Here is a 25034-nt window from a genome sequence, read left to right on the forward strand (position 1 = left end):
ATCAGATCAACGCTGCCGCAAGGTTGGCGATCTGGCGCAATCGAAGCGACGCCCAGCTGACCGAACGGATCATGGGTGCCTGGTACATCGTGGGGGATCCGGACAGGCGCTTCGATTACGACTTCTGGTTGCTGACCAACCCGTCGCCGGGCGAATCGTACCCGCCGGTCGAACGGGGTGCTGCCACCCGAGACGTTCCCGAACCCGAGGTGCCGCCTGCAGTACCCGAGGTACCTGCGGCAGCTACGGCTGCACCGCCGCGCCGGGTGACGGGCCCGTTGCCGCCCGAACGGGTGGCAGGCAATCCGGCCCGGCAGCTGCGCGAGGCCGAACCCGAGCCGCCAGCAACGCCCGGGCCCACGGACGGCGGGTCGGTCCCGCCGCGAGTGGCACCGGCCGCACCGGCGCCGCGATTCGACCCGGAACGGTTGTCCTGGTGGGAAGAAACCCTGGGCAGCGAGGAAAGGATCGGGCGGGGCCACAACCTGCTGCGCCTGCTCGTGGTCCTGGGGCTCGTGGCCGGGGTGCTGGGATCCATGCTTGTGCTGGTTGCCGCCCCGGCTCCCATCGCGTTGGTGCCCATCGGGCTGTGCGGGGCCGGACTGGTGGCGGTCAGTCGCTTCTGGCCTTACGCGGCGACGCGGCGTGCGGTCGACCAACACGTGTTTGGCGTGGGCGGCGGGGCGCTGTCCAACGGCTGGAGCCGGTTCAGGAAGGAAAACATTGCCAAGGGCGTGATCGGGGAGCGGCGCACCGCGCTGGCGCTTGAATCGCTGTTGCGCATCCCGGGAACCCGGATCTTCCACGGGCTCCGCTTTCCGGGCAGCAGCGTCGCCGACATCGACCATGCGGTGGTCAACGGGGACCGGGTGCTGTTCATTGACTCAAAGTTCTGGAAGCCCGGGGAGTACCGGTGGCTGGAAGCCGACAAGCTCGGATACGTACGTGGACGACGAGTCGACCGGCGGGACATCCACATGGACCACGTGCAGCGCCACCCCATGACGGCCAACGCCGCGGCAGAGGTCGGCTGCCACGTGCTGATCCACTCCAATGACGAGGGCGCGATAACGTTCACCGCCGGGGCGCACATTTCCCCGACGGGGATCCCGGCAACCGGAGTCCAGGACGGGATCGAGATGATCGGGCGCTGGCTGTTGCAGGGGCAAAAATGCGGGTTGGTCGACCGCTACGTGATGGCCCGGATGATCGCACTGCTGAAGTAGATGTTAAAGCGGTTCGGGCCGGATGCCGCAGTGCGGCATCCGGCCCGAACGAAGGTGGCTACTATGCCGCAGCGTGCGTCAGGACCTGGACCTGGTCGGCAAAGCTGACGGACAGTGCCGACTCTCCTCCGGTGACGGTGGTGTCCTGGCTGCCTTCGACGAACGACCACGGGCCATTGGGGCAGGATCCCAGCTTCGGCCCGTCGGACTCGGTCACGGAACTCGATCCCTCGGCAAGACCGGTGAGCAGGAATCTGGTGACCTTGTTTTGCGGGTTGGTGCGGGCCTCGTAGAGCAGCTCGCCGGTGGTGTCGGCCAGGACGACATGTTCGCGGTCCTGGAACTTCCCGTTCTTCGAGTTGAAGCACGACCAGGTCGTGGTCGACGTGGTTTTCGCGGTCAAGGCGAATGACACGCCCTCGTGGTTGGCCTGCAGGTCGTGGTCGTTCCAGCCGAACGCGTCCTGCACGTCGCCCTTGCCGACGAATCCGACGCCGGTGGACGGATCCACCGTCCAGTCGGCCGATGCCGGGGCAGCGACAAACAAGGCCGCTGCAGTGAATCCGGACATGGCAAATAGAGCCATGGATTTCTTCATGGTTTCCCCCAAGATTAAGTTGTTTCCCCAGTAACGCGACCAAAAATGGCCGCTGAGTTGGACATTAGCAGAGAGGCTTCGAGCATGTAAAGGGACGGCTTCCTTGGGCGGGAAAGTGGCCGCACTGGTTCCCTGCGCGGGACAGACAGCTGCGACGAACGCGGCCAGGCTTGGCCGCAAACACCGACACTTCGACGCGCGATGCGCAGCGGGAGGACCACGGAAACGGGCTACACGCAGCATCACCGTTTCGCTGGCATGGAAGGAAGCTGTGGCCAAAACGAAGGATGCCTTGGGTCGACAGGGTTTCGGGGCGTTGACCGAGATTGACGTGCATGCGGTCTTGGGGGCGAACATCTGCCCGGAATCGGCCGACAGGATCGGTCGCTACCTGGTTTTGGGTGCATGGAATCCGCATCTTGCCAATCGGGGGCTCCTGACCGAACCCATGTTCGGGGCACGGTTGCCCTTGAACGGCGTCATCCGTCGGGCAGCGGACTCGACCGAAACCACCACCGAGACCATCGACGCGCAGCTGCTGGCCCGGATCAGTGGCAACCCGGCCATCCGCGAGGTCGCGACCGACGCGGACACCCGCTTGAAGGCGGCGCTGGAGCGGCTGCGCGGCACCTGACGGGTTATGTTGCGCAGGAGGGTTTCGGCCATTGAACGCGGGCCCTCCGGGCCCTACCCTGTAGGTGTCACGCGTGAGGGGAGTACACCATGAAGCGCTCGTTGGCCGTGCTTGCGGTCTTGGCATTGGTGCCGCTGGGGGTCGGTCCGGCGACTGCGGCGCCGAACATCTACCATGTGATTTCCTCCACGCATGGGGGTGCGTATGTGGCCGTGGAGGACGGCTGTGAACTGACGGAGGTATTTCTCTCCTCGAGCACCGGCATGTTTGCCTCGCAGCCGGGACCTGTCAACAAGCAAGGCCTGACAGATGTCGCCGTGCGCATCTCCGACACCTGCGCAGAACCGGCAGCAGCCGCCGGCGGCGGCGGGGGAATCATGTTCGAGGCCAGGAGCATGGCCGAACTGGTGGCAGACCCGAGGCTGCGCAACGCCTCGGTGTCAACCACCATGGAGGGCACGGACTCCGACGGCAATCCGGTCACCATGAAACTGGACGCTGCCTGGATCGGGACCGGCGAGCTGGAGCACACCGTCATCAGCAACCCGGACCACTTCCCGGAGGGCAACGTCGTCGCGGTCGACAACAACCTGCGCCGCGATGCGGTCGCCGACATCAGCGTCAAGGTCGCTGGACGCTCGGTGTCGGGAACCGATCCGGCTGCCAGCCTGGAACTGGTCAAGGCGAACTGCGTGGAGGTGGCCCGGCCGGGCGTCGAGGGCTTCTTCCCCTGCTTCGGTTTCCCCGGCTGACCTTGATGCGCGGCTGCTACAGCTGCGGCACGCAGGCCCCGGTGCCCAGCAGAGCCAGCCCGGCACGGTCCCCGTCAGCCAGCGTCGTCAGGTTGTTTCCGTCGCCGTACATCAGCTGGCTCGGGTCCTCCACGTGTGCCAGCCCCACCACATGGCCGAGCTCGTGCATGATGACCGCGCGGACCAAGGTGGCGCCGCCGGGGTATGCGAGGAACCGGGACATGTCTGGTGCATCCAGCATCACCTGGCCGGCCACGTAGACCACCGGATGCCCGGGGGTGTGGGCGTAGTCGCTGCCGCCCAGCCCGCCCACGTCCCCGGCGAGGCGGGGTGTTTCGGCAGGGTTCGACCACACGATCAGAAGCGGTGCCCAACGCTTGCCGTAGCGCTGGGGCTGGTACCGTTCGCGTTCCCCGCTTGGCCCTTCGGTGGTGGGCCCGTCGTAGATGAAGCGCAACCCGGTGGCGGCGGAAATCTCGCCGACCGCCTGGTGGATCAGGGTCTCGCCGCCAACGGGGGAGTCCTCCGCGCGGATGACGTAGCGTATGGGTCGGCAGGGATCGTAGGCGACGAAGGTCTGGCCGGGGTCCGGGGACTCCTGCAGCCGGAATGACCCGGACCCGGTTCCGGCTGGCGGCGTGCCCAAAGGCGCGGCAGCCGCATCGACGCCGCGCGGCGGCACGGTGGATGAGGGAACCATCGGGATCAGCGCAGGCATGACGTAGCGCTCGAGCAATACCGGGCTGTAGTAGAGGCCCACCAGCAGGGCAATGACCACGCCCAGGTTCCAGCCGCGGCGTGGAAGCCGTCGGCGCCGGCGGAACGAGCTGCGTGCGGTCCTTCGCAGCGGAACGACCCGGGTCACGGGTTCCCGCGCCTCCGCCCGGTGTGCAGCCTCGTCAAGCGCCCATTGCGGAACCCGGCCGCTGGGTGCGCGCAGCGGTTGCCCGCCCCGGTTCCCGAATTCGGGTTCCTGGCTCCATGGTTTTTGATGCGGCATTCTTCCCCCAAAGATTGTGCCAGTGCGGGTCCCCAATCCCACATGGCCCAGCTTAGGCCAGGGCGCAACAAAGGGGGCGGAAAAGCAGTGCTTTTCCGCCCCTCAGGGGTTTTGCTACGCCGCGAGCGCCGCGTCCCGATAGGCCGAGACCCGCAGGCCCGACTCGACCGCGGTCACCACCACTGTCCCGCCGGTTGCCAGCTCGTCGGTGACCAGCAGGTCTGCGACCCTGTCGTCGAGCTCGCGGGAGATCACCCGGCGCAGCGGCCTGGCACCGAACTCCGGCTCGTGGCCGGCCTCGGCGATCCAGGCCACCGCCGCCTCGTCGACGTCAAGCCCGATGCCGTGGGCGGCGAGCCGGGCCTCGGTGCGGCGCAGCTGCAGCCGCACGATCGAACGCAGCTGCTCGGCCTCGAGTTTGCGGAACAGCACCGTCTCGTCGATCCGGTTCAGGAATTCCGGACGCATGGTCTCGCGCAGCCGGCCCATCACCTTGGCGCGCAGCTCGCGCTCGGACCCTGCCCCGGAGTCGGACCCGAAGCCCAGCGGAGCACCGCGGCTGGCCAGGAACTCCGAGCCCAGGTTGGAGGTCATGATGATGACAGTGTTGCGGAAGTCCACGGTGCGGCCCTGCCCGTCGGTGAGCCGGCCGTCGTCGAGCACCTGCAGCAGCAGGTTGAATACGTCCGGGTGCGCCTTCTCCACCTCGTCCAGCAGCACCACCGAGTATGGGCGCCGGCGCACGCGCTCGGTCAGCTGCCCGGCCTCGTCGTAGCCGACGTATCCCGGAGGGGCACCAACGAGCCGGGAGACCGTGTGGCGCTCGCCGAACTCGCTCATGTCGAACCTGACCATGGCCGACTCGTCGCCGAAGAGCGATTCGGCCAGGGCCTTGGCCAGCTCGGTCTTGCCCACGCCGGTGGGGCCCAGGAACAGGAAGCTGCCCACCGGCTTGCCCTCGTCGCCCAGCCCGGTGCGGGAACGCCGCACCGCCTTGGCGACGGCCGCCACGGCATCATCCTGCCCGACGACCCGCTCGTGCAGCTCTTCCTCGAGGCGGGCCAGGCGTCCCTTCTCGTCCTTGGTCAGCCGCGCGGCGGGAATGCCCGTGGCACGGGCGATGACCTCGGCGATCTGGGTCTCGTTGACCACCGCCGACGGGGTGCCCGCGGCACCCTCCCGTGCCTCGGCCAGGCGGGCGCCCAGCTCCTCGGCCTCGTCGCGCAGCCTCGAGGCGTCCTCGTAGCGCTCCTCGGCCACAGCCCGGTCCTTGTCGGCGCCCAGCTCGGCGATCCGCGACGCCAGCGCCTGGGTGTCCACACCGGCGGGGCGCTTCAGGCCCAGCCTGGCCCCGGCCGTGTCGATCAGGTCGATGGCCTTGTCCGGCAGGAACCGATCGGTCACGTAGCGTGCCGACATTTCGACCGCGGCGCGGATCGCTTCGTCGGTGTAGGTCACCTGGTGGTGCCGGGCGTAGCGGTCCTTGAGCCCGTGCAGGATTGCCACGGCGTCCTCGATCGAGGGCTCGCCGATGGTCACCGGCTGGAAGCGGCGTTCCAGGGCCGGGTCCTTTTCCACCTTCCGGTACTCGGCCAGCGTGGTGGCGCCGATCAGGTGCAGCTCGCCGCGGGCCAGTCGCGGCTTGAGGATGTTGCCGGCGTCCATGGACCCCTCGCCCCCGCCGCCTCCGGCGCCGACCACGGTGTGCAGCTCGTCGATGAAGACGATCACCTCGCCGTCCTGGGCGGCGATCTCGTCCAGGGTCTGGGTCAGGCGTTCCTCGAAGTCGCCGCGGTAGCGGGTGCCGGCGACCATGGCGGGCAGGTCGAGGGAGACCACGCGCTTGCCCGCCAGCTGGGCCGGGACTTCGCCTGCGACGATGGCTCGGGCCAGTCCCTCGACGACGGCGGTCTTGCCGACGCCGGCCTCGCCGATCAGCACCGGGTTGTTCTTGGTGCGGCGGGCCAGGATCTCGATGGCCTGCTCAATCTCCTTTTCGCGGCCGATCACCGGGTCCAGTCCGTCCTCGGCGGCACGGGCGGTCAGGTCCATGCCGAACTTCTCCAGCATCGGGGTCTGTCCCTTGGTGGCCGGCCCGTTATTGGTGGGGGAGTGGGGTTCCGGTGCGGTGCCGTGGCCCGGCTGTTCGGTGCCCTCGGCGGCTGCCTGCAGGGATTGCGGGGTGACCCCGGCGGCGGAGAGGACCTGCCCGGCGGGGGATTCGGTGTTCAGCACGAAGGCCAGGAACAGGTGCTCGGGATCGATGTAGGTCGAGCCGAAGGCGCGGGCCACCTGGTAGGCATCCAGCAGCGCACGCTGGGCCGATGGGGTCAGTGCGGGAGTGGAACCGGAGCGCTTCGGCCCGGATTCGGGCAGGCGCTGCTCGGCGTCGCGGGCAATCGCCGCGGCGTCCGCGCCCGAGCGGCGCAGCGCCTCGCCGACGGGTTCGGTTTCGAGCATCACGCGCAGCAGGTGCAGCGCGTCGATGTCGCTGTGGCCGTGTTCGACGGCGAATTGCGCGGCACGGGTCAGCACCTCGTGCGTGTGGCGGCTGAGCAGCCGGGTGATGTCGACGGGACGCCCGAAGCGGCTGGTGCGCTGGCCTTGCAGGTAGCGCGCCAGGAAGTCCTCGAAAGAGCCGTTGCCGGCGTCGGACGGGCCAAAGAATGCTGGCATGTTTCCTCCTATGGATACTTGAGTGTCATTGACTCAAGTTAACGCTGTTGCCAACAGGTTATTCCCGAGCACCTTCCCTCTCGGGTCGTGTTCGCCGACGGCGAGATGGAGCGACGGCCCGCGGGGTGTGGCGCTATTCACTGCCGGATCGGGAATCGCGGCAGACCGGAGCCAGTTGTTTTGGGTGACGCTTGAATAGCAGGCCAAGAAACAGGAGACCCCCATGGCAACCACAGTCCTCACCCTCGTCGGTTCATTGCGCAACGGATCGACGAACCGCCAGCTGGCCGAAGCCACGGCCCTGAACGCCCCCGCCGGTGTCGAGGTCAACGTCTTCTCGGGACTGGAGAACATCCCGTTCTACAACGAGGACCAGGACATCGAGGGCCAGGTTCCCGCCGCGGCACTTGAATTGCGCGCCGCTGCCGCCGAGGCCGACGCCTTGCTGCTGGTCTCCCCGGAATACAACGGCACCATGCCCGCCGTCCTGAAGAATGCCATCGACTGGCTCTCGCGCCCGTTCGGCAACAGCGTTGCCAAGGACATGCCCGCAGCTGTCATCGGCACCGCCTTTGGCCAGTACGGCGGGGTCTGGGCCCAGGACGAGGCCCGCAAGGCGCTGGCCATCGCCGGCGCCAACGTCCTTGAGGACGTCAAGCTGTCGATCCCGAACTCGGTGGTCCGCTTCGCCGACCTGCACCCGAAGGACGACGTGGAGGTCGCCGGCCAGGTCGCAGCGGTACTCGAGGGCATCCGCGCGGTGGCCGAAAGCAACTGATTCCAGATTGACCGTGTTGGTCCCGCAAGGGGTCGATGCGCCGCGCGTGGCGGGCACCATTTCCCAAGGTGCCCGCCACGCGCGCGTTAACGGGAGCGTCTGCGGGGGAAGGGATCGGCACTGCTGGCGTCCGGCCAGGCGGGAATGCTAGCCGCGCGGGAAAATGCTTGAGTAGGACGCCTCGAAGAGCCTGACGCAAACCCGGACCAGCATCCCGGGATCCGGGCGTCCCTCGCGGGCCAGCGAGTCGGCCAGCACGTGGTTCACTGCACCGACCAATGCAGTGGCCATCATGCCGAGCTCCTCCGGCGGCAGCGTGGCGGCGGCGGGGTCGCCTTCAGGCGGAGTAAGGAAGGCACCCAGGATAACCTGGGCAAATCGGTGCATCACTGCATTTCGGCTGTCCTCCACGACGGGGGAGACCCCGACGACCTCGATCAACACCACCCGTGCCCTGCGGGCGTCTTCCAGCAGGAAGCGGATGAAGGCCTCGAGTCCCAGGCGTGCGCGCACCAGGCGGTCGTCTCCGGCGGTTTCCATGGCCGCAATGGTCAACGTGAAGACCCGTTCGACCAGGCCCGAATAGACGTCGAGCAACAGGTCCTCGCGGCGCGGAAAGGATTCGTAGAAGTATCGTTCGGTCAATTCCGCCTGGGTGCAAAGGTCCTTGACGGACGTGGCCAGATAGCCTTGGGTGCCAAAGAGCTCGAGGGCGGCATCGAGCAGACTGGCACGCCGGCGCAAGATCCGGTCTGCGGCATCCATGCCCGAATAACGTCTACCCTCGGTCCTCTTCCCATGCTGGTCCATTCGTGCAATGCTAGGGCAAATATCTGACATGACGGTATGTCAGATTGACCGTGAAGCGTTGCCCGGGAGGAAAACCAATGGCAAGGACGCAGGTTGAAGGCAAAGTCGTCGCCGTGACGGGGGCCGCCCGGGGGATCGGGCGCGAAATCGCCCGCGCGCTCGCCGAGGCCGGAGCCAAGGTGTCGCTCGGCGACCTGGACCACGAAGAAGTTCTCCAGGCTGCGGCACTGTTGCCCGGAGCCCTGGGGCTTGGGCTCGATGTCACCAGCACCGCGTCGTTCCGGGAGTTTCTGGAGCAGACGGAACTGGCGCTGGGCCCGATCGACGTGCTGGTCAACAATGCCGGGGTGATGTGGGTGGGCCCGTTCGACGAGGAACCCGAAGCCGCGATCCACCGGCAGTTCGAAGTCAATGTGCACGGGGTGATGCGAGGGGTCCGGCTGGCGGCCGGACCGATGCGCCGCAGGGGCTCGGGGCACATCCTCACGGTGGCCTCGGCTTCCTCGAAGCTGGCGCCGGCAGGCGAGGCAAGCTATGCGGCCGGCAAGCATGCCGTGCTTGGCTATCTCAAGGCGGTCAACAGCGAACTTCACGGCAGCGGGGTGCACCTGAGCGTCGTGATGCCCGCGGTCGTCGACACCCGGTTGGCGGCCGGAACCTCAAGCGGCTCGGTTGCGTTGCTCAGCCCGCGGGCCGTGGCCGACGCCGTGGTGAAAACCGTGCAGAAACCTCGCTTCGAGGTGACCGTCCCGTCATGGATCGGACCGCTGTACCGGGTGGTGGAGCTGCTGCCGGAACGTCCGCGGCATGCGGTGTTGCGCGCCATGGTCCCGGACCAGATCGCCCTGGCGAACCCCGCGGCCAGGGAACGTTACGAATCAACCCTGGTACGCGCCGGAAACGAAGACAAGGAAACACCATGAACACATCCAACAGCGGGGAAGCGACTCCCCGGAGGATCTGCGTGATCGGCGCCGGCGCCAGCGGGATCGCCATGATCAAGGTGCTGAACGAACGCGGCCTGGACTTCGACTGCTTCGAGCTCTCGGACCGGGTGGGTGGCAACTGGGTGTGGGGCAACAACAACGGGGTCTCCGCCGCCTACAACACCCTGCACATCAACACGTCGCGCAAGCGCATGGCGTTCTCCGATTTCCCGATGCCCGAGGACCTCCCCGACTTCGTGCGGCACGATCATGTGGCAGCCTACTTCGACAGCTATGTGGAGCACTTCGGGCTCAAGGACCTGATCACCTTCAACACGGGGGTGGCCCACGTGGAGCGGCTTCCAGAGGGAACCTTCGCGGTCAGGCTCAGCACCGGGGAGATCCGCCGCTACACCGACGTCTGCGTTGCCAACGGGCACCACTGGGATCCGCGGATGCCCGACCCCGGTTTCCCCGGTGCGGACGAATTCGAGGGGGAGCAGATCCACTCGCATGCCTACCACAGCGACGCGCAGCTGGACGGAAAGCGCGTCGTGGTCCTGGGCATGGGCAACTCGGCCGTGGACATCGCGGTCGACGCCTCCTACCGCGCCAAGTCAACGGTGCTTGCCGCACGCAGCGGCGTACACATCATCCCCAAGTACGTCTTTGGCCGGCCCTACGACCAGGCCGCCGCCTCCGAGCTGTTGCCCGGCTGGCTGCGCTGGCCGCTGGCCAGGCCGCTGATGCGGCTGAACACCGGGAAGATGTCCCGCTACGGGCTGGCGGAACCCACCCACAAGTTCGCCCAGTCCCACCCCACCATCTCCAGCCGTGTGCTGGACCGGCTGGCCCACGGGGCCATCACGCCCAAGCCGAACATCGCCTCGCTCGGGAAGGACCGGGTGAACTTCACCGACGGCACCTCGGTCGAGGCGGACCTGGTCGTCTACTGCACCGGATACCGGATCAACTTCCCGTTCCTCGACGCCGGCTTCCTGGACCCCGGTGCCGACAACCGGATCGAGCTGTACCGGCGCATCTTCCACCCGCAATGTCCCGGACTGTATTTCATCGGGTTGGTGCAACCGCTTGGCGCCGTGATGCCGATTGCCGAACGCCAGTCCCAGCTGGTGGCCGACCACCTGCAGGGCCGTTACGAGCTGCCGTCGGTTGCTGCCCAACAGCGCGAGATCGAACGCTACCGGGCCAGGCTGGCCAGGCGCTACGTGGCCTCGACGCGCCACACCATCCAGGTCGACTTCGACGACTACATGCTCGAGCTGCGCCTTGAGCGGATCCGGGGCCAGCACCGGGTAGCCGCCGAAGGCGGTCCGGGGTCCCCGGCACCCTGAGGTTGCAGCCGCCGGCCGGTCCCGCCCCACCAGGGAAGAGGCTCAAAGCGTCGGGGGAGGAACCCGGACCGCGGCCGCGGCACGTCACCGTGGGGGCCGGCACCGGGGCCGCTGGTTAGGATGTACCCCATGAACGATGTGATGACGCTGCGCTTCCTGGCTGCCCCGACGGACGTTTCCGAGGACGGTGCCACGGTCCAGGCCGGTCGCGTGCTCGAATGGATCGACAAGGCCGCATACGCCTGCGCCGTGGGCTATTCCGGCGGGTACTGCGTCACCGCCTACGTCGGGAACGTGCACTTCACCAGGCCCATCGAGAACGGCGACCTGATCGAGGTCACCGCCCGGATCGTGCACACCGGGCGCAGCAGCATGCAGGTGGTCGTCACCGTCGACGCCGCGGACGTGCGCGAGCGGATCTTCCGCCCGGCCATGGACTGCATCCTGGTCTTCGTGGCCATGGACGAACAACGGCGGCCCAAGAACGTCCCGCAGTGGACGCCCGCCGACGCCGAATCGGAACAGCTGGCCGCCGGGGCCGCGGCACGCATCGAGGCGCGCGCGGACATCCGCGACGCCATGAACGCCCAGGACTACACGGATGCCGGCACCACGCCGCGGGAGACCTTCAGGTTCCTGGCCGCGCCGACCGACGTGAACTGGGGCGGCAACGCCCACGGCGGGATCGTGATGCGCTGGATCGACGAGGTCGCCCGGGCCTGCGCCATGGCGTGGTGCAAGCAGGACGCCGTGGCCGTGTACTCCGGCGGCATCCACTTCCTGAACCCGATCCACATCGGGGACATCGTCGAACTCGAGGCCCGGCTGATCCACACCGGCCCGCACTCCATGCACATCGCGGTGCACGTCAGGGCCAAGGACCCTCGCGAAAGCAGCTGGCGCGACACGACCCGGTGCATGACCATCTTCGTGACCCGCGACGGGTCGGGGCACGCGTCCGGGGTGCCGCAGCTGGTGCTCACCAGCGACGAGGACAGGCGCCTGGACGCCCACGCCGTGGACCTGGTGCGGCGGCGTGCCGCGCTGCCCCCGATGCGCTTCGCCGAGGCCCGGGTGTACTGAGGCAACTGCCCATCGCCACGCGCCGGGGAACCGCGCCCCGCACCGCCGACCGGCAGGCAGCCCGGGGGTGTGGTCACCTCGGTCCGGACGGGTCCTCCCGATGCATATCGTCCCGGCGGGTCCCGAGGGATGCGACGGCGACGGTGTCCAGCCCGGGGTTCGCCGGGTCCCCGTCCCGAGCCACCCCGGTGAGCCAGCTCAGTGCCAGCCCGTCGCCGGTGTCCTCCAGGATGGCCAGATTGTTGTCGAACCAGGGGCCCTTGATGAGGCTCCAGCCAAACGGCGGGTTTGGCACGTGCGCCCTGCGCGCTATCCAGGCCCCGAACGGGACCGCAGGCCCAAAGGCCAGGGCCGCGGCAAAGTAGCGCAGGAACCGGGGAAGCGGGTTGCGGATCGGCGAACAGACCGCCTGCAGGATCCTGCTGCCGCCCTCGCGTTCGACCTCGGAGACGTAGGAGAAGTGCACGTCCCCGGAGAGGAACGTGACGGTCTGCGGGGCGGATCCGCGCTTGCCGTCGGCGACCTCGGTGGCGATGCGGGCCACCTCCTGGAAGCTGCGCTGGAACGCGGCCCAATGCTCAAGGTCGAAACGCCGGCGCAGCCGCTCGCCCAGCCACGCCCCAAGTCGCCTGCGGCTCCCGCTGGCGATGGCCTCGTCCCAGGACTCCACGTGGTGCAGGCCCATGGGCAGCAGGAAGGGCAGCGAGGTGCCGATGAGAAGGTGGCGGAATCCGCCGCGCATGCGCTCGTCGAGCCAGGCAAGTTCCGCCGGGTCGAGCAGGGCGCGCCGCTCGGGTTCGAGCTTGCGGGCCGCCCGGGAGTCCACCACGATCAGGCGCACCGCATCCCAGTCGCGGCAGTAGCTCCAGCTGTAGCTTTCCGGCACGGCATCGACGCGCTCGGCAAACTCGTCCAGGTCCGCGGTCAGGTCCAGCTCGCCGGGACCAGTGTGGGTCACGATGCGCTGCCACAGCGGATCGGCCGCACGCTGGTCGGGCGAGAGGTTACCGAGATGCTGGTAGATCCAGTACGAGCCGAGCCCGGAAACAATGCGCTCGTGCCACCAGCCGGTCTGCTGCATCTTTTGTTTCCAGCCCAACGAGGAGTTCCAGTCGTCGCGGATGTCGTGGTCGTCGAAGATCATGGCGCTGGGCAGTGTCGACAGAAGCCAGCGGTTGGCCGGGTCCGACCAGGCCAACCGGTACAGATGGGCGTATTCCTCGAAGTCCTTCAGCTCCGCCCCGGGCGCTTCCTTGATGTTGCGCCGCCTGCGGATGAATTCCTGCATCTGCCCGCTGGTGGAATCCGCATAGACCTGGTCGCCGAGGAACAAAGCCAAGTCGGGCCAGCGGCCGTGCCCGGGTGCGGCCATGGCCAGGGCATAGGCGCGCATCGCGTCGATCCCGTGCGTGCGATTGCCGGATTCGTCGTGCGAAACACTGGTCCGGCAGGACCCGAAGGCCAGGCGGGGTTCCTTGGCCGGGTCCAGGGTGGAGATCATGGAGTCGGGAAACCCGTCCTGGACGGGCCAGGCAAGGTGCCCGTCCAGGTGCACCGTGTAGGGACGTACGCTGCCCGCCTCCAGCCCCGAGACCTCGATGAGGGCATAGTGGTGGCCGTGCGCCGCAAAGGTCTCAGCCTGCCAGGCGTCCGCGCCGCAACGGACCTCGACGGTGCAGGCCGCGGCGGTTTCCACCCAAATGCTGGCGGAGGCATCATCCACGTGGCGGAGCATCGGGCCGAGCACCAGGCCCCGATCGGGCCGGGGGCCGGAGCCGGCCGGCGTGCTTCCAATGCTCATCATTCTCTCCTGATGGTGCCGGTAACCCCAGAATGGCACACCTGAATCGTTGGGGATAGACCAACAGGCGCACCGATGCCCGCGCGCAAAAGCCGTCCGGTCACCGGGACCGGGGCGGACAACGCATAGCATGGGCTGATGAGCCCCTCCGCATACCTGCAGACCCGCGAACGATTCATCGCCGCAGCCCCGCACGAGGTCTTCGAGCTGCTGGCGAATCCGGCGATGCACCCGGTCATCGATGGATCCGGAACGGTGCGGGCCCCAAGCGGCCAGGCACAAAGGCTCGCCCTCGGGAGCGAGTTCGGCATGCAGATGCGCCTGGGCGTGCCCTATCGGATCAGCAATACCGTGGTCGAATTCGAGCAAGACCGGCTGATTGCATGGAGGCACTTCAGCGGGCACCGCTGGCGCTACGAACTGGAACCCGACGGGTCCGGGACGACGGTGCGCGAAACCTGGGATGCCAGCCGGTTGCGGCACAAATGGTTGCTGCGGCTCCTGGGCTTCACCCGGACCACCGGCCCGAACATGGAAAGGACGCTCGAGCGGCTTGCCGCGCAGTTCCCCGAAGGCGAGCGGTAGGGGAGAGAGGTGGGTGCATCCTCCCTGTCGCCGTCGCGCCGCGGGTCCGGAGCCAGGGCTTTGGCCGCTTGACCTACTAGGCTGATTTCATGAGCCAGCCACCGAACCAAGGTCCGCCGAAGCCGCGGCTTGCCCCGATGCGCATCACGGTTCCGAGCCGCAGCGACGCGTTCCTGCGCAAGTTCACCGAGGTCATCGGCGGCCCGCTGGGCCGGCACAGCAGCCCGGGGCGAATCAACCCCGGTTTCTTCACCGTCGAACGCGTGCTGGTCATCCTCACCGTCATCGCGGCGCTGCTCGCGGTGGTCTCGAAGAACGCTTGCCGGCTCAACGGCTGGGGCGGGACCAACTCGTATGCCTGGGCCTGCTATTCGGACTGGACCGCGCTCTTCCACGCCCGCGGATTTGCGGAGAACGCCTTTGCGCCCTTCGCCTCCGGCGCCCAGTTCGAGTACCCGGTGCTGATGTCGGTCGTCGCCTCGCTGACCGCTGCGCTCATCCCGAAAGGTGAATTCGACCGGGCCCTGGCCTTCTTCGACCTGAACTTCTTCCTGGTGGCCGGGCTGTGGCTGCTGGTGGTCATAGCCACCGCACGCACCGCCGGGCGCCGGCCCTGGGATGCGGCAATGGTGGCAGTGGCCCCGGGTCTCATCCTGGCCTCCACCATCAACTGGGACATGTGGGCCGTGGCCTTCCTGGCCCTGGCCATGCTGGCCTGGTCGCGGCAGGCCATCTTCCTGGCCGGGGTGCTCATCGGACTGGGCACGGCGATGAAGGTCTTCCCGCTGCTTTTCTTCGGGGCCGTGATCGTGCTGGCCATCCGCACCGGGCGCTACAAGCCGCTGTGGGTTTCCCTGGCCGGGGCCGGCATGTCGTGGCTGGTGGTGAACCTGCCGCTGGCGGTGATGAACTTCGACGCGTGGAGGCACTTCTTTTCCTTCACCGAGGACCGCGGGGCCGGACTGTCCTCCTTCTGGCACATCTGGAACGTCACCGCCGGCGTGGTGCCGGGGATGCCGCCCCTGGGCGCTTCAGCCATCAACGCCCTGGCCCTGGGGCTCTTTGTGGCCAGCTGCGCGGGGATCGCCTACCTGGGGCTGCGCGCGCCCGTGGCCCCGCGGTTGGGCCAGCTGGTGTTCCTCATCGTCGCCTCCTTCATCCTGTTCAACAAGGTCTACTCGCCGCAATTCGTGGTGTGGCTGATCCCGCTGGCGGCACTTGCCTGGCCCAAGTGGAAGGACTTCCTGATCTGGCAGCTCTTCGAGGTGCTGCACTTCTGGGCCATTTGGATGTACCTCTACGCCACCACCGCCGACATCAAGGCCTCCAACACGTTCCCCACCGCCTTCTACGTGTACGCGGTGCTGGGGCACATGATCGCCACCGGGTATTTGATGTACCGGGTGAGCCAGTCGATGTTCGACCCGGACCTGGACCCGGTGCGCCGGGTGGGACAGGAAGACCCGCAGGCCGGCGCGTTCGCCGGGGCGGAAGACAAGTTCGTGTTGGGAGCAAGACATGGCGCATGACGCCGCAGTGATCGGGGCAGGACCCAACGGGTTGGCCGCCGCAGTGACGCTGGCCCGCGCCGGGCTCTCGGTGCGGCTCATCGAGCGCAACGCCACCGTCGGCGGGGCCGCGCGCACCCAGGAGCTCGGCTACCCCGGCGCCATCCACGACCTGGGCTCGGCGGTGCACCCGATGGCCCTGGTATCCCCGTTCTTCAGGCAGATCGGACTGCGCGAGCATGTCGACTTCGTGGTTCCCGAGATCTCCTTCGCGCACCCCCTGGCCGACGGTCGGGCCGGCATTGCCTGGCGGGACCTGGAACGGACCGTAGCGGGTCTGGCCAGCGAGGGGCCCGGCTACGGGAAGGTGTTCGGACCGGTCGTGCGCCGCATGGGCCAGACCTCCGACATGCTGATGCACCCGCTGCTGCGCATCCCCAGGCACCCGGCGGCGTTGGCGATCTTCGGGTTGCGTGCCGCCCAATTGATGGTGCCAGGGCTGGGCACCGGTCCGATGGCCGCGGCGATGATCGCCGGTTGCGGCGCCCACACCGCCGGCGGCGGGCGCGGCCCGGCAGCCACCGGGGCCGGGCTCTTCCTCGGGGCCGCGGCGCACTCGGGAGGCTGGCCGATCCCGATCGGCGGTTCGCAGGCGATCTCCGACGCGCTGGCGGGCATGCTCGTCTCGGCAGGCGGCAGCATCGAGCTGGACACCGAGGTCACCGACCTGGCCCAGCTCCCCGAAAAGACCGTCTTGTTCGACACCTCGCCCGAGGCCATGGCCTCCATCGCCGGCAGCGTCCTGCCGCAGAAGTACACCAAGGTCCTCACCGGGACGCGCCGGCCCCCGGGATCCTGCCTCATCCACTACGTGCTCAATGCGCCGGTGCCGTGGCGCAACCCGGAGCTTGCCGATGCCGGAACCATCCACCTGGGCGGCACCGCAGCGCAGATCGGGCGGGAGGAACGCCGGGTGCGCACCGATGTCTCGTCCGTGCCCTACGCGATCGTGTCCCAACCCAGCCGCTTCGATGCAAGCCGGGCCCCGGAGGGCAAGCACGTGCTCTGGGCCTATTGCCACGTGCCCAACGGAAACCCGGCGGACCTAACAACCGTGATGAACCGCCAGCTCGAGGCAGTGGCCCCGGGCTTCACCGACACCATCGAATATTCCCAGGCGGTCACCGCCCCGGGATTGGCCGCACAGAACCCCAATCTGGTCGGCGGGGACCTCTCGGGCGGGGCGACGGACATGCGCGGCATGCTGATCCGCCCCACGCTGTCCACCGATCCGTGGCGGACCCCGGCCAAGGGAATCTACCTGGCCTCCAGCTCGACCCCGCCGGGGCCCTCCGTGCACGGAATGTCTGGCCACCTGGCGGCCAAGAGCGCGCTGCGCCACGAGTTCGGGATCCAGCGCTAGGCAGCGAGATTCCGCGAAGAAAATGCCCAAGGAAAAACCTGGACTCCCTCATGCATCCATGGACCTTGCTGGATTCGGCCTTGAACCGGTGAAGCCCCGGCCGTTCCAGGGAGAATGCTGGCCCTTGGACTCAACCATTCGGTGGAGCCGGCCCGCGGGTGGGCGGCGCTACGCTGGGTGATGTGACCATTCCCGCCGCGCAACCGAGACCAGGTGCCGAACCGCGTTCCCTTGAGACCCAAGCGGGCTCGGCCGGCGAGATGGTGCTGCGCGTCCTGCGCGTGGGGCTGCACGTTGGTTTCGCCGCGCTGCTGGGCGTCGGACTCATCCGAGTGCTGCTCTCCGAACCGAGCATGGCCCGGCGGATCACGGCGATCGCCTTGACCGCTCTGCTTGCCGGCCTCTACCTGGCCGGAACCATCCAGGAGAAGCGGCATTCCGCCGGACGTGCACCGAGCACCGTGCGCTGGGCCAAGTGGTGGCTGGCCGGGGTCGTGGTGCTGTGGCTGGTGCTGCTCTACCTGCACGCCGACTATTCCTGGTTGGCGTTCCCGCTCTTCTTCCTGCACCTGCACATCCTGGGACACCGGCACTCGCTCTTTGCCGTCGCGATGCTGACGGCCGCGGTCGTTGCCGCCGGCTGGTACCACTCCGGATCGCTCGCGCTGCCCCAGGTCCTGGGCCCGGTGGTCGGGGCGATCTTCGCGGTCATCATGGGCATGGCCTACCGGGCGCTGTACACCGAGGGCGTTAACCAGCGACTGGCCCTGGACGAACTGCGCGCCACCCGGGCGGCGCTCGCCGAGGAACAGCACCGTGCCGGGACCCTGGCCGAGCGCACCCGGCTGGCCCGCGAAATCCACGACACCCTGGCCCAGGGGCTCTCCAGCATCGTCTTGGTCTCCCGCTCCGCCTCCGCGGCCCTGGCCGCGGGGGACACGCAGGCAGCGGCCGAACGGCTCGAGACCATCGGGGCCACGGCCTCCGAGAACCTGGCCGAGGCGCGCGATTTCGTCGCCGACCTGTCCTCGGCCGGAGACGGAGCACGCTCCCTGGCCGGGCGGTTGCGCAGGCTCTGCGCCTCCACCGAACGCACCGCTATGGCCGCCGGCCGCGGATTCGACGTGGTCTTCCGGCAGGACGGAACCGCGACCCCGTTGCCGGCGGAGGTTGCCGCCGCGCTCTGGCGTGCGGCCCAGTCCGGTTTGGCCAACGTCGCCGCCCACGCCCACGCCTCCCGCGCGGTCTTGAGCCTGGGCTACCTGCCCGACGCCGTCACCCTGGACATCTTCGACGACGGGGACGGCATGGACACCGGAGAGATCCCGGCCAAGCCGCGCGCCGACGGCACCGGGTACGGCCTGGCCGGCCTGCGAGAGCGCCTGGGCCTGCTCGGCGGATCCCTGGAGATCGAATCCGCACCCGGGGAGGGGACGGTATTGGCCGTCCGCATCCCGCTGACCACCGCAGAAAGCAGCTTGTGATGCCCAACCTGAAGATCATGCTCGTCGATGACCACCCCGTGGTGCGCGCGGGCCTGCGCGCGGTCCTCACCGAGCAGGGCGGGTTGTCGGTGCTGGCCGAGGCCGGTGACGGAGCTGCCGCCCTGGCACAGCTCGAACGACTGAAGACCCTTGGCCAGCACGTGGATGTGGTGCTCATGGACCTGCAGATGGACGGCATGGACGGGGTCACGGCCACCGCGAAGATCCGCGCCCAAGGGGGGCCGCCGGTGTTGATCCTGACCACCTACGACTCGGACGCGGACATCCGGGCGGCGCTGGATGCCGGGGCTGCGGGTTACCTGCTCAAGGATGCCCCGCTGCCCGACGTGCTGGCGGCGGTCGAAGCAGCGGCGGCCGGGGAACAGGTCCTCTCGGCGGACATTGCCGCGCGCATCACCCCCGAAGCACGTGCCAACTCCACCGACCTGAGCCCGCGCGAACTCGAGCTGCTGCAGCTGCTGGCCCGCGGGCAAAGCAACAAGGAGATCGCCGGCGAACTGTTCATCTCCCAATCCACGGTCAAGACGCACCTGATCCACATCTACGACAAGCTCGGGGTCGACAACCGCACCGCTGCCATCGACAGGGCCCGGGGCAGCCGCCTGATCCGCTAGCTTTCCGCGGCCGACTTCGCGCGCAGCGCCTCCAGCATGAGCGGCTCCATCTTGTCCCGCAGGTGGTGGTTTCCCGCCACCGAGGGATGCAGTCCGTCCGGTCCCACGAACCGGTCGAGGTCCTCGACGAGCCAGCCCTCGGCGATGGGATCGACGAAACGGGCCCCGACTGCATGCGCAGCCCGCTCGAGAACGTCCCGCAGGGCCAGGCGCCTGGTCTCGGGGCGGGCGCTGTAGGCCGGCGGCCCGACCACCAGGAAGGTGGCATGCGGGGCCTGCTGCCGGGCGGAGGCGTAGATTTCGGCGATGACCGGAGCCAGGTCCGCCGGATCGTGGCGCAGGTCGTTGACCGAGCCGAAGAACATCACGAGGTCGGCCTTCGGCGTCACCGCCTGCTCCACCTGCCATGCGAAGGTGGTGCCGGTGAGGCCGAGGTTCAGGTAGCCGCTTCCGTTTTGTGCGGCATTGTGGATCTCCAGCGGCACAGCGCCGTCCCGGGGCGAGGTGGCGATGAGGTTCGGCCACGCGTGCTGCGGGCCGGTGCCAAAGCCGGTGCTCAGCGAATCTCCAATGACCACCACGTTGCGCACGGGTGACGGCAAGGCCGAGGGGCTTGCAGGGGACGGTGCGGCGGGACCGACCGCCTGGCAGCCGGTGATGACCAACGTCGCGCACAGGGACAGCAGGACAAGGACTGCCGTGCCTTGCCGGTTCTTTCGCCGGGCCATGATCTTTTCCTTTGCTTGGCCAACGGATTTCCGGGTATTTCCGCCCACGATGAGCCGTTTCAGGCTTTCGGGCAGAATTCTTCCCGGGCCAAGGCCGCCGGGGAACCATCCGGCTCCTCGGGGGCCAGGGTGCAGTCGATGATGCCGAACTCGGTGTTGTTCCAGGTGCGGAGCGTACCGCGGGCTTCGTTGTTCCCGCACGACAAGGTGAACGGCAAGCTCGCCTCCTCGACGGCACTGAAACTCACAATCCTGCCGTTTTCGGGGGCCTCTTCGACGGCCATTTCCACCCTATCGACCCCTTCCAGGAACCCGTCCGCGGGAAAACCGGTGTCCTCGCTGATCTTCTGGGTGAAGCGCGTCAGATCCGGGGGTCCATCGCCATCGAAGGTGATGACCGGGAGGTAGTCGCCGTCCAGGACAAGGTGGCCGGAGTGCCCATTGGCGTCCGTTACCACCTCCATGGCAGCGAAGACCTTCCAGCCCCCGATCAGTAGCTCACCTGCCGTGGCGACAGGATCCTGGCAGTACTCCCAGGCGCCGGGAATGGCGGAGGCCGACTGGGCCGGTGCGGCGACCGGGGGATCTTGCAAGGGCCCGGGGTCGTCCAACGGGACACACCCGGCAAGCAGCAAGACCGCTGCCGCCAGCGATGGGACGACCAGGGCACGCCTTGCCGCGCCGCGAACAGTTGCCTTCACCGATTTCCCCCTGATGTTGCTCTTTGGCCCCAACCTATACCGTGGCGGCGGTCGAACTCCGCAAGGTGCCTCAGTGCGCCGGCGGTGCGTCCCACGGCCCGGGCTGCGCCCAGGGTCCGGGGGAAGCGGGTGCGGGTGTTGGCGCCGGCGGAACGGACCGGCGCTGGATGTTGCGCCTGTTCGCCAGCTTCACGATGACCAGGACGAACACCGAGGTGGTGATGATCGAGGCGATCAGGCTTGGCAGGTCGCTTTCGGTGGCGCTGACATCGACCAGCCCGATGGCACCCAAGCCGAAGATCACGGAGTTGTTCACCACGTGCAGCGCGATGGCCGCCTCCAGCCCGCCGGTGCGCCAGGCCAGCCAGCCCGCGGCCAGGGCAAAGAAGCCAACATCCAGCTGCCCGTAGATGTCGTACATGTGCCCGGCCATGAACAACGGGATGGGCAGCAGGATCGCGAAGGCGGGGTGGCGCAGCCAGCCGCCGATCAGCTGCATCAGGTAGCCGCGGAACACGTACTCCTCGGCCGTGGCCTGGAACGGAACCAGGAGCAAGGTCAGGGCCAGCATCATCCACATGTCCGGTGCGTTGAAGTCCGGTGCGAAGCCGTGCCCCGCCACGGCATCCAGTGCGAAGGAGAGCCCGAAGCTCAGTGCCAGGACCGCCAGGGCCACGACCATGCATTGGCCCAGCCAGCCCCAGCGCATGCGCCCGGTGACCGAGGTCAGCGAGCCGACCTTCTGCACGTTCATCATCCGGGTGGCCAACAGGATCACCGGCAGCATCACGATCAGGGTGGCCATGGAGAGCATGAAGACGGCCGGGTCGGACATGTCGATGTTGGTCGTGTCCATGACGACCGCATCCATGGAGGCCTCCAGCTCCGGATTGCCGAGCGCGACGAAAACGAAAACGATCCCCGCCAGCAGCATGAGGCCCACGTACAGGCCCAGGGCGATGAGCCCCACCATGAGCGGCTTCCACCAGCGATAGGCGCCATAGGTGCGGGCCAGCCGGTGGTACTCCAGCGGTTCGGCCGGGATGGGTGCCGGGGCCGGGACCACCGGACCCCAGTAGGCGGGGTGGGCTCCGGGCTGCGGGCCGTGCGCCGGCGGCGGGTACGGCGGTGGAATGGTGTTCATGCCACCATTCTGTATCAGTTGGCGCCTTGTTTGCCTCGACAATTCGGACGATCTTTTCGCTTCCGCCGGGGTAGGGGAATGTGGTCCTTTCGGCCGATTCCCGTGCGTTCGCGCCGCCGGTAACGTTAAGCCAATGACCACAGTGAATGCAGCTCCAGCCAAGGCATCGATGCTGCGCGCAATCCTCGCGCATTCGTGGCGGCTGGCTCTGGGGCTGCTGTTGGGGTTCCTGGGTTTCGGGATGGTCTACGAGGGGTATTCCCCCGACAACCCCGCGGACGTGGACGCGGTGGGGCTCGTGATCGGGTTGGACATCCTCTGCGGGCTGGCGGCATTCGTGCTGTACCCGTTCCGCCACCGATTCCCCGTGCCCGTGGTGGCGGCCCTCGTGCTCCTTTCCATCCCCTCCGCATTCGCCGCCGGCATCACCATGATGGGGGTGGTGTCCCTGGCCACCCGGCGCAAGCCGTGGGAAATTGCGGGGATCTGCGCATTGTTTGTCGGTTCGATGCTGGTCGGCGAACGCCTGGCCGCAACGTTGCTGATTCCGGTGGGCGAGGCCCTGGCCTGGTGGGAAACCGTCCTCGCAGCCCTGGTGCTGATCACCGTCATGGTGCTCAGCGGCATGTACATCGGGGGACGGCGGCAACTGGCGGCTTCGCAGCGCGAGCAGCTGCACAGTGCCCAGCGGGAGCGGGAGGCGCAGATCCACGCGGCCAAGGCCGACGAGCGCACCCGCATTGCCCGGGAGATGCATGACGTCCTGGCGCACCGGCTCTCGCTGGTTGCCCTGCATTCCGGGGCCCTGGAATACCGCAGCGACCTCACGCCGGAGGAAACCCGGCAAACCGCAGGCGTCATCCGCGAGAACTCGCACCTGGCCCTGGGCGAGCTGCGCGAGGTGCTGGGCATGTTGCGCGACCCCAACACGCTGCGCGAGGACGAATCGGCCAGGCCGCAACCCACGCTGGACCAGCTGGAACAGATCCTGGCCGACAGCCGGGCAGCCGGCACCGCAGTCAACCTCGAGCTGGAGCCCGAAACCCGCCAACGGCTGGGAACCCTGCCGCAGAGCACCGGACGCCACCTGTACCGGATCATCCAGGAGGTGCTGACCAACGCCCGCCGCCACGCGCCCCGGGAAGAGATCAGGCTTCAGATCGGCGGCGGAGAGAGGCTGTACCTGCGGACATCCAACAGGCTGGCCGTCGGGCAGCGGGACGCTTCCGGGACGGGGAACCTGCCCGGATCGGGCATGGGGTTGACCGGCCTGGCCGAGCGGGTCCGGCTGGCCGGCGGGGAATTGTTGATCGAGCCGGAAAACCAGGGTGAATTCGTTTTGAAGGTGTGGTTGCCGTGGGGAACGTAGTCGAAGTGATCCGGATCGTGCTGGTCGATGACGAGAACCTGGTCCGTGCCGGGCTGCGCATGATCCTGGAGTCAGATCCGCGCATCGAGGTCGTTGGAGAATGCGCCGACGGCCGGGCGGCGGTGTCCCTGGTGGCCTCGCTGGCGCCGGACCTGGTCCTGATGGACATCCGGATGCCCGTCATGGACGGGCTGAGCGCCAGCGAGGCGATCCTGCGGGCCAGTCCCGGCCAAAAGATCCTGGTCCTGACCACGTTCAACACCGATGAGATGGTCCTGACCGCGCTGAAGATGGGTGCCAGCGGATTCCTGCTCAAGGACACCCCGCCGGCCGACCTCATGAACGCCATCAACCAGGTGGCCGCCGGGCGGACCATGCTCTCCGAATCGGTCACCAAGCAGCTGATCTCGGTGGCCGGTTCGCGCCCGGAGAGCTCGCGGCGCAACCTGGCCCTGGAGAAACTGGGCGTGCTCACCGGGCGGGAACGGGAGATCGCGGTGGCGATGGCCCGCGGCCACTCCAACCAGGAGATCGCGCAGAAGCTGTTCATCTCGCTGGCGACCGTGAAAACCCACATTGGCCGGGTGCTGGAGAAGCTGGGCATGGACAACCGCGTCCAGGTGGCGCTGTGCGTCTTCGAATCAGAAGTCCGCTAACGGCCTGCGGGCTGCGGGCCGGCCGCAGGCGTGCTCCCGGGCAGGCCTTCCTGAATCGAGGGGAGTCCGTAGTGGTCGGCTATCAGCTCCACGGTCCGGGACTGGGCGCGGCGTGAATGGCCGCCGACCACGAGCATCACCTCGTTGACACCTGTCTGCCGGTGGATCGATTCCAGGCCGTCGGCGACCCGGGCGGCGTTGCCGTGCAGCGTGCGGTCGGTCCATTCGTCGAGGATTGCGCGCTCGTGCGTGTCGGCCGGGTAGGCGGCGACCTCGTCCGGGGGCAGCATGGCAAAGGGCTTGCGCTGGAACATGCGCATCATCGCCATCGCCGTGGACGTCGACTGGCGGTGTGCCTCGGCCGGGTCGTTGTCGGCGATCGCGCCCACGCTGACCAGGCTGTAGGGCTGGTCCAGCAGCTCCGAGGGCCGGAAGTTCTCGCGGTACAGCCGCATGGCAGTGGCGACGTCGGCGCTGCCGAACTGCAGGGCGAAGGCGTAGGGGCGGCCCAGCTGGCCCGCCAGCTGCGCCGAGTACGGGGAGGAGCCCAGGATCCAGACCTCGGGATTCGTCTCGGGCCGGGGGACCCGGTTCTGCTCCGCGAGCCAGGGACCGGGCACGGCGTGGACGTCGTGGTACGGGTGGCCCTGCGGGAAGTCGTCGTTGATGAACCCGAGCAGTTCCAGCACCTGCTGGGGAAAGTCGTCGTTCGCGTTGTGGCGCCGCCGCAGCGCTGCTGCCGTCTGCCCATCGGTTCCCGGAGCGCGGCCGAGCCCAAGGTCGATGCGCCCCGGGGCGAGCGACTCGAGCATGCCGAACTGTTCGGCGATCACCAGCGGCGCGTGGTTGGGCAGCATCACGCCGCCGGCACCGAGGCGGATGCGCCTGGTCTCGCCGGTCAGGCGCGCCACCATCAGCTGGGGCGAAGACGTAATGGCACCGGGCATGGCGTGGTGCTCGGACATCCAGAAGCGTTCAAAGCCCCGTTTCTCCGCTAATTGAGCCAGCGAGATGATCTCCGCGAACGTTTGCTGTGCCGTCTGCCCCACTCCGGTGAGGGCGTTGTCGAGCACCGAAAGAGCGAAGGGTGCATTGCCCGAAGGACGTGCCTGGGTCATGGATGGCATCTCGTTTCTCATGGAAGAATCGTAAATTAAACGTG

At 68.0% G+C, this 25034-nt stretch carries 23 protein-coding genes; 14 read left to right on the forward strand and 9 right to left on the reverse strand.

Annotated elements, in window-relative coordinates:
• Window positions 1-23: 23 nt before the first annotated feature.
• On the forward strand, window positions 24-1226 hold the full coding sequence (locus JOF46_RS02915) for a nuclease-related domain-containing protein (RefSeq protein ID WP_209905943.1): 1203 nt from the start codon (window positions 24-26) through the stop codon (window positions 1224-1226).
• A gap of 61 nt (window positions 1227-1287) precedes the next feature.
• On the opposite strand, the gene JOF46_RS02920 is transcribed toward JOF46_RS02915, so the two are convergent.
• A complete protein-coding gene (locus JOF46_RS02920) occupies window positions 1288-1824 on the reverse strand; it encodes a hypothetical protein (RefSeq protein WP_209905944.1) in 537 nt (178 codons plus the stop codon).
• A gap of 271 nt (window positions 1825-2095) precedes the next feature.
• Here JOF46_RS02920 and JOF46_RS02925 point away from each other — a divergent pair, with 271 nt between their 5' ends.
• Together JOF46_RS02925 and JOF46_RS02930 are read left to right on the forward strand one after the other, a co-directional pair.
• Window positions 2096-2458: a DUF302 domain-containing protein gene (locus JOF46_RS02925; RefSeq protein ID WP_342592340.1), complete on the forward strand. Its 363-nt coding sequence runs from the start codon at window positions 2096-2098 to the stop codon at window positions 2456-2458.
• Window positions 2459-2547: 89 nt separating this feature from the next.
• Window positions 2548-3210 carry a hypothetical protein gene (locus JOF46_RS02930; RefSeq protein WP_209905945.1) on the forward strand — a complete coding sequence of 221 codons (663 nt, stop codon included), beginning with the start codon at window positions 2548-2550 and terminating at the stop codon, window positions 3208-3210.
• A gap of 16 nt (window positions 3211-3226) precedes the next feature.
• Here JOF46_RS02930 and JOF46_RS02935 read toward each other — a convergent pair whose 3' ends face one another.
• Together JOF46_RS02935 and JOF46_RS02940 are read right to left on the reverse strand one after the other, a co-directional pair.
• Entirely contained in the window at window positions 3227-4210 is a 984-nt protein-coding gene (locus tag JOF46_RS02935) for a matrixin family metalloprotease (protein ID WP_209905946.1), read from the reverse strand.
• 114 nt (window positions 4211-4324) lie between these two features.
• Window positions 4325-6886: an ATP-dependent Clp protease ATP-binding subunit gene (locus tag JOF46_RS02940; RefSeq protein WP_209905947.1), complete on the reverse strand. Its 2562-nt coding sequence runs from the start codon at window positions 6884-6886 to the stop codon at window positions 4325-4327.
• A 223-nt stretch (window positions 6887-7109) separates the two neighbouring features.
• On the opposite strand from JOF46_RS02940, the gene JOF46_RS02945 reads away from it, so the two are divergent.
• Window positions 7110-7664, forward strand: coding sequence for an NAD(P)H-dependent oxidoreductase (locus JOF46_RS02945; protein ID WP_209905948.1), 555 nt, complete (start codon window positions 7110-7112; stop codon window positions 7662-7664).
• 147 nt (window positions 7665-7811) lie between these two features.
• Here the strand turns inward: JOF46_RS02945 and JOF46_RS02950 are convergent, their stop codons facing one another.
• Entirely contained in the window at window positions 7812-8429 is a 618-nt protein-coding gene (locus JOF46_RS02950) for a TetR/AcrR family transcriptional regulator (RefSeq protein WP_209905949.1), read from the reverse strand.
• Between the two features lie 122 nt (window positions 8430-8551).
• Here JOF46_RS02950 and JOF46_RS02955 point away from each other — a divergent pair, with 122 nt between their 5' ends.
• The 3 genes from JOF46_RS02955 (at window position 8552) to JOF46_RS02965 (ending at window position 11838) form a co-directional block, all read left to right on the forward strand.
• Window positions 8552-9397 (forward strand): SDR family oxidoreductase, encoded by an 846-nt coding sequence (locus JOF46_RS02955; RefSeq protein ID WP_209905950.1) that lies wholly within the window; start codon window positions 8552-8554, stop codon window positions 9395-9397.
• Window positions 9394-10755 carry a flavin-containing monooxygenase gene (locus tag JOF46_RS02960; protein WP_209905951.1) on the forward strand — a complete coding sequence of 454 codons (1362 nt, stop codon included), beginning with the start codon at window positions 9394-9396 and terminating at the stop codon, window positions 10753-10755. Before JOF46_RS02955 ends, JOF46_RS02960 begins: the two co-directional genes overlap by 4 nt.
• A gap of 129 nt (window positions 10756-10884) precedes the next feature.
• Complete coding sequence (locus tag JOF46_RS02965; RefSeq protein WP_209905952.1) at window positions 10885-11838, forward strand: acyl-CoA thioesterase; 954 nt, start codon at window positions 10885-10887, stop codon at window positions 11836-11838.
• 73 nt (window positions 11839-11911) lie between these two features.
• On the opposite strand, the gene JOF46_RS02970 is transcribed toward JOF46_RS02965, so the two are convergent.
• The gene (locus JOF46_RS02970) at window positions 11912-13639 is read right to left on the reverse strand and encodes an alkaline phosphatase D family protein (protein ID WP_209905953.1); all 1728 of its coding nucleotides are present in this window, start codon (window positions 13637-13639) and stop codon (window positions 11912-11914) included.
• A 138-nt stretch (window positions 13640-13777) separates the two neighbouring features.
• On the opposite strand from JOF46_RS02970, the gene JOF46_RS02975 reads away from it, so the two are divergent.
• The 5 genes from JOF46_RS02975 (at window position 13778) to JOF46_RS02995 (ending at window position 19274) form a co-directional block, all read left to right on the forward strand.
• Entirely contained in the window at window positions 13778-14224 is a 447-nt protein-coding gene (locus tag JOF46_RS02975) for an SRPBCC family protein (RefSeq protein WP_209905954.1), read from the forward strand.
• An 89-nt stretch (window positions 14225-14313) separates the two neighbouring features.
• A complete protein-coding gene (locus JOF46_RS02980) occupies window positions 14314-15753 on the forward strand; it encodes a glycosyltransferase family 87 protein (protein WP_209905955.1) in 1440 nt (479 codons plus the stop codon).
• On the forward strand, window positions 15743-17155 hold the full coding sequence (locus tag JOF46_RS02985) for a phytoene desaturase family protein (protein WP_209905956.1): 1413 nt from the start codon (window positions 15743-15745) through the stop codon (window positions 17153-17155). Before JOF46_RS02980 ends, JOF46_RS02985 begins: the two co-directional genes overlap by 11 nt.
• 260 nt (window positions 17156-17415) lie before the next feature.
• Window positions 17416-18639, forward strand: coding sequence for a sensor histidine kinase (locus tag JOF46_RS02990; protein WP_209911472.1), 1224 nt, complete (start codon window positions 17416-17418; stop codon window positions 18637-18639).
• A complete protein-coding gene (locus tag JOF46_RS02995) occupies window positions 18639-19274 on the forward strand; it encodes a response regulator (RefSeq protein ID WP_071213666.1) in 636 nt (211 codons plus the stop codon). The genes JOF46_RS02990 and JOF46_RS02995 overlap by 1 nt, the downstream gene beginning before the upstream one ends.
• Here the strand turns inward: JOF46_RS02995 and JOF46_RS03000 are convergent.
• The 3 genes from JOF46_RS03000 to JOF46_RS03010 form a co-directional block, all read right to left on the reverse strand.
• The gene (locus JOF46_RS03000) at window positions 19271-20002 is read right to left on the reverse strand and encodes an SGNH/GDSL hydrolase family protein (protein ID WP_209905957.1); all 732 of its coding nucleotides are present in this window, start codon (window positions 20000-20002) and stop codon (window positions 19271-19273) included. The two genes, JOF46_RS02995 and JOF46_RS03000, sit on opposite strands and share 4 nt — an antisense overlap.
• Window positions 20003-20061: 59 nt before the next feature.
• Entirely contained in the window at window positions 20062-20703 is a 642-nt protein-coding gene (locus JOF46_RS03005; protein WP_209905958.1) for a hypothetical protein, read from the reverse strand.
• A 70-nt stretch (window positions 20704-20773) separates the two neighbouring features.
• Entirely contained in the window at window positions 20774-21847 is a 1074-nt protein-coding gene (locus JOF46_RS03010) for a CPBP family intramembrane glutamic endopeptidase (protein ID WP_209905959.1), read from the reverse strand.
• Between the two features lie 133 nt (window positions 21848-21980).
• Between JOF46_RS03010 and JOF46_RS03015 the strand changes: the two genes are divergently transcribed.
• Window positions 21981-23216, forward strand: a complete 1236-nt coding sequence (locus tag JOF46_RS03015) for a sensor histidine kinase (protein WP_209905960.1) — start codon at window positions 21981-21983, stop codon at window positions 23214-23216.
• Window positions 23204-23872, forward strand: a complete 669-nt coding sequence (locus JOF46_RS03020; protein ID WP_209905961.1) for a response regulator — start codon at window positions 23204-23206, stop codon at window positions 23870-23872. The genes JOF46_RS03015 and JOF46_RS03020 overlap by 13 nt, the downstream gene beginning before the upstream one ends.
• Here JOF46_RS03020 and JOF46_RS03025 read toward each other — a convergent pair.
• A complete protein-coding gene (locus JOF46_RS03025) occupies window positions 23869-25011 on the reverse strand; it encodes an LLM class flavin-dependent oxidoreductase (protein WP_245347980.1) in 1143 nt (380 codons plus the stop codon). The two genes, JOF46_RS03020 and JOF46_RS03025, sit on opposite strands and share 4 nt — an antisense overlap.
• Between the last annotated feature and the right edge of the window lie 23 nt (window positions 25012-25034).

It is taken from the genome of Paeniglutamicibacter psychrophenolicus, assembly GCF_017876575.1.
In the GTDB taxonomy this organism is placed as follows: Bacteria; Actinomycetota; Actinomycetes; order Actinomycetales; family Micrococcaceae; genus Paeniglutamicibacter; species Paeniglutamicibacter psychrophenolicus.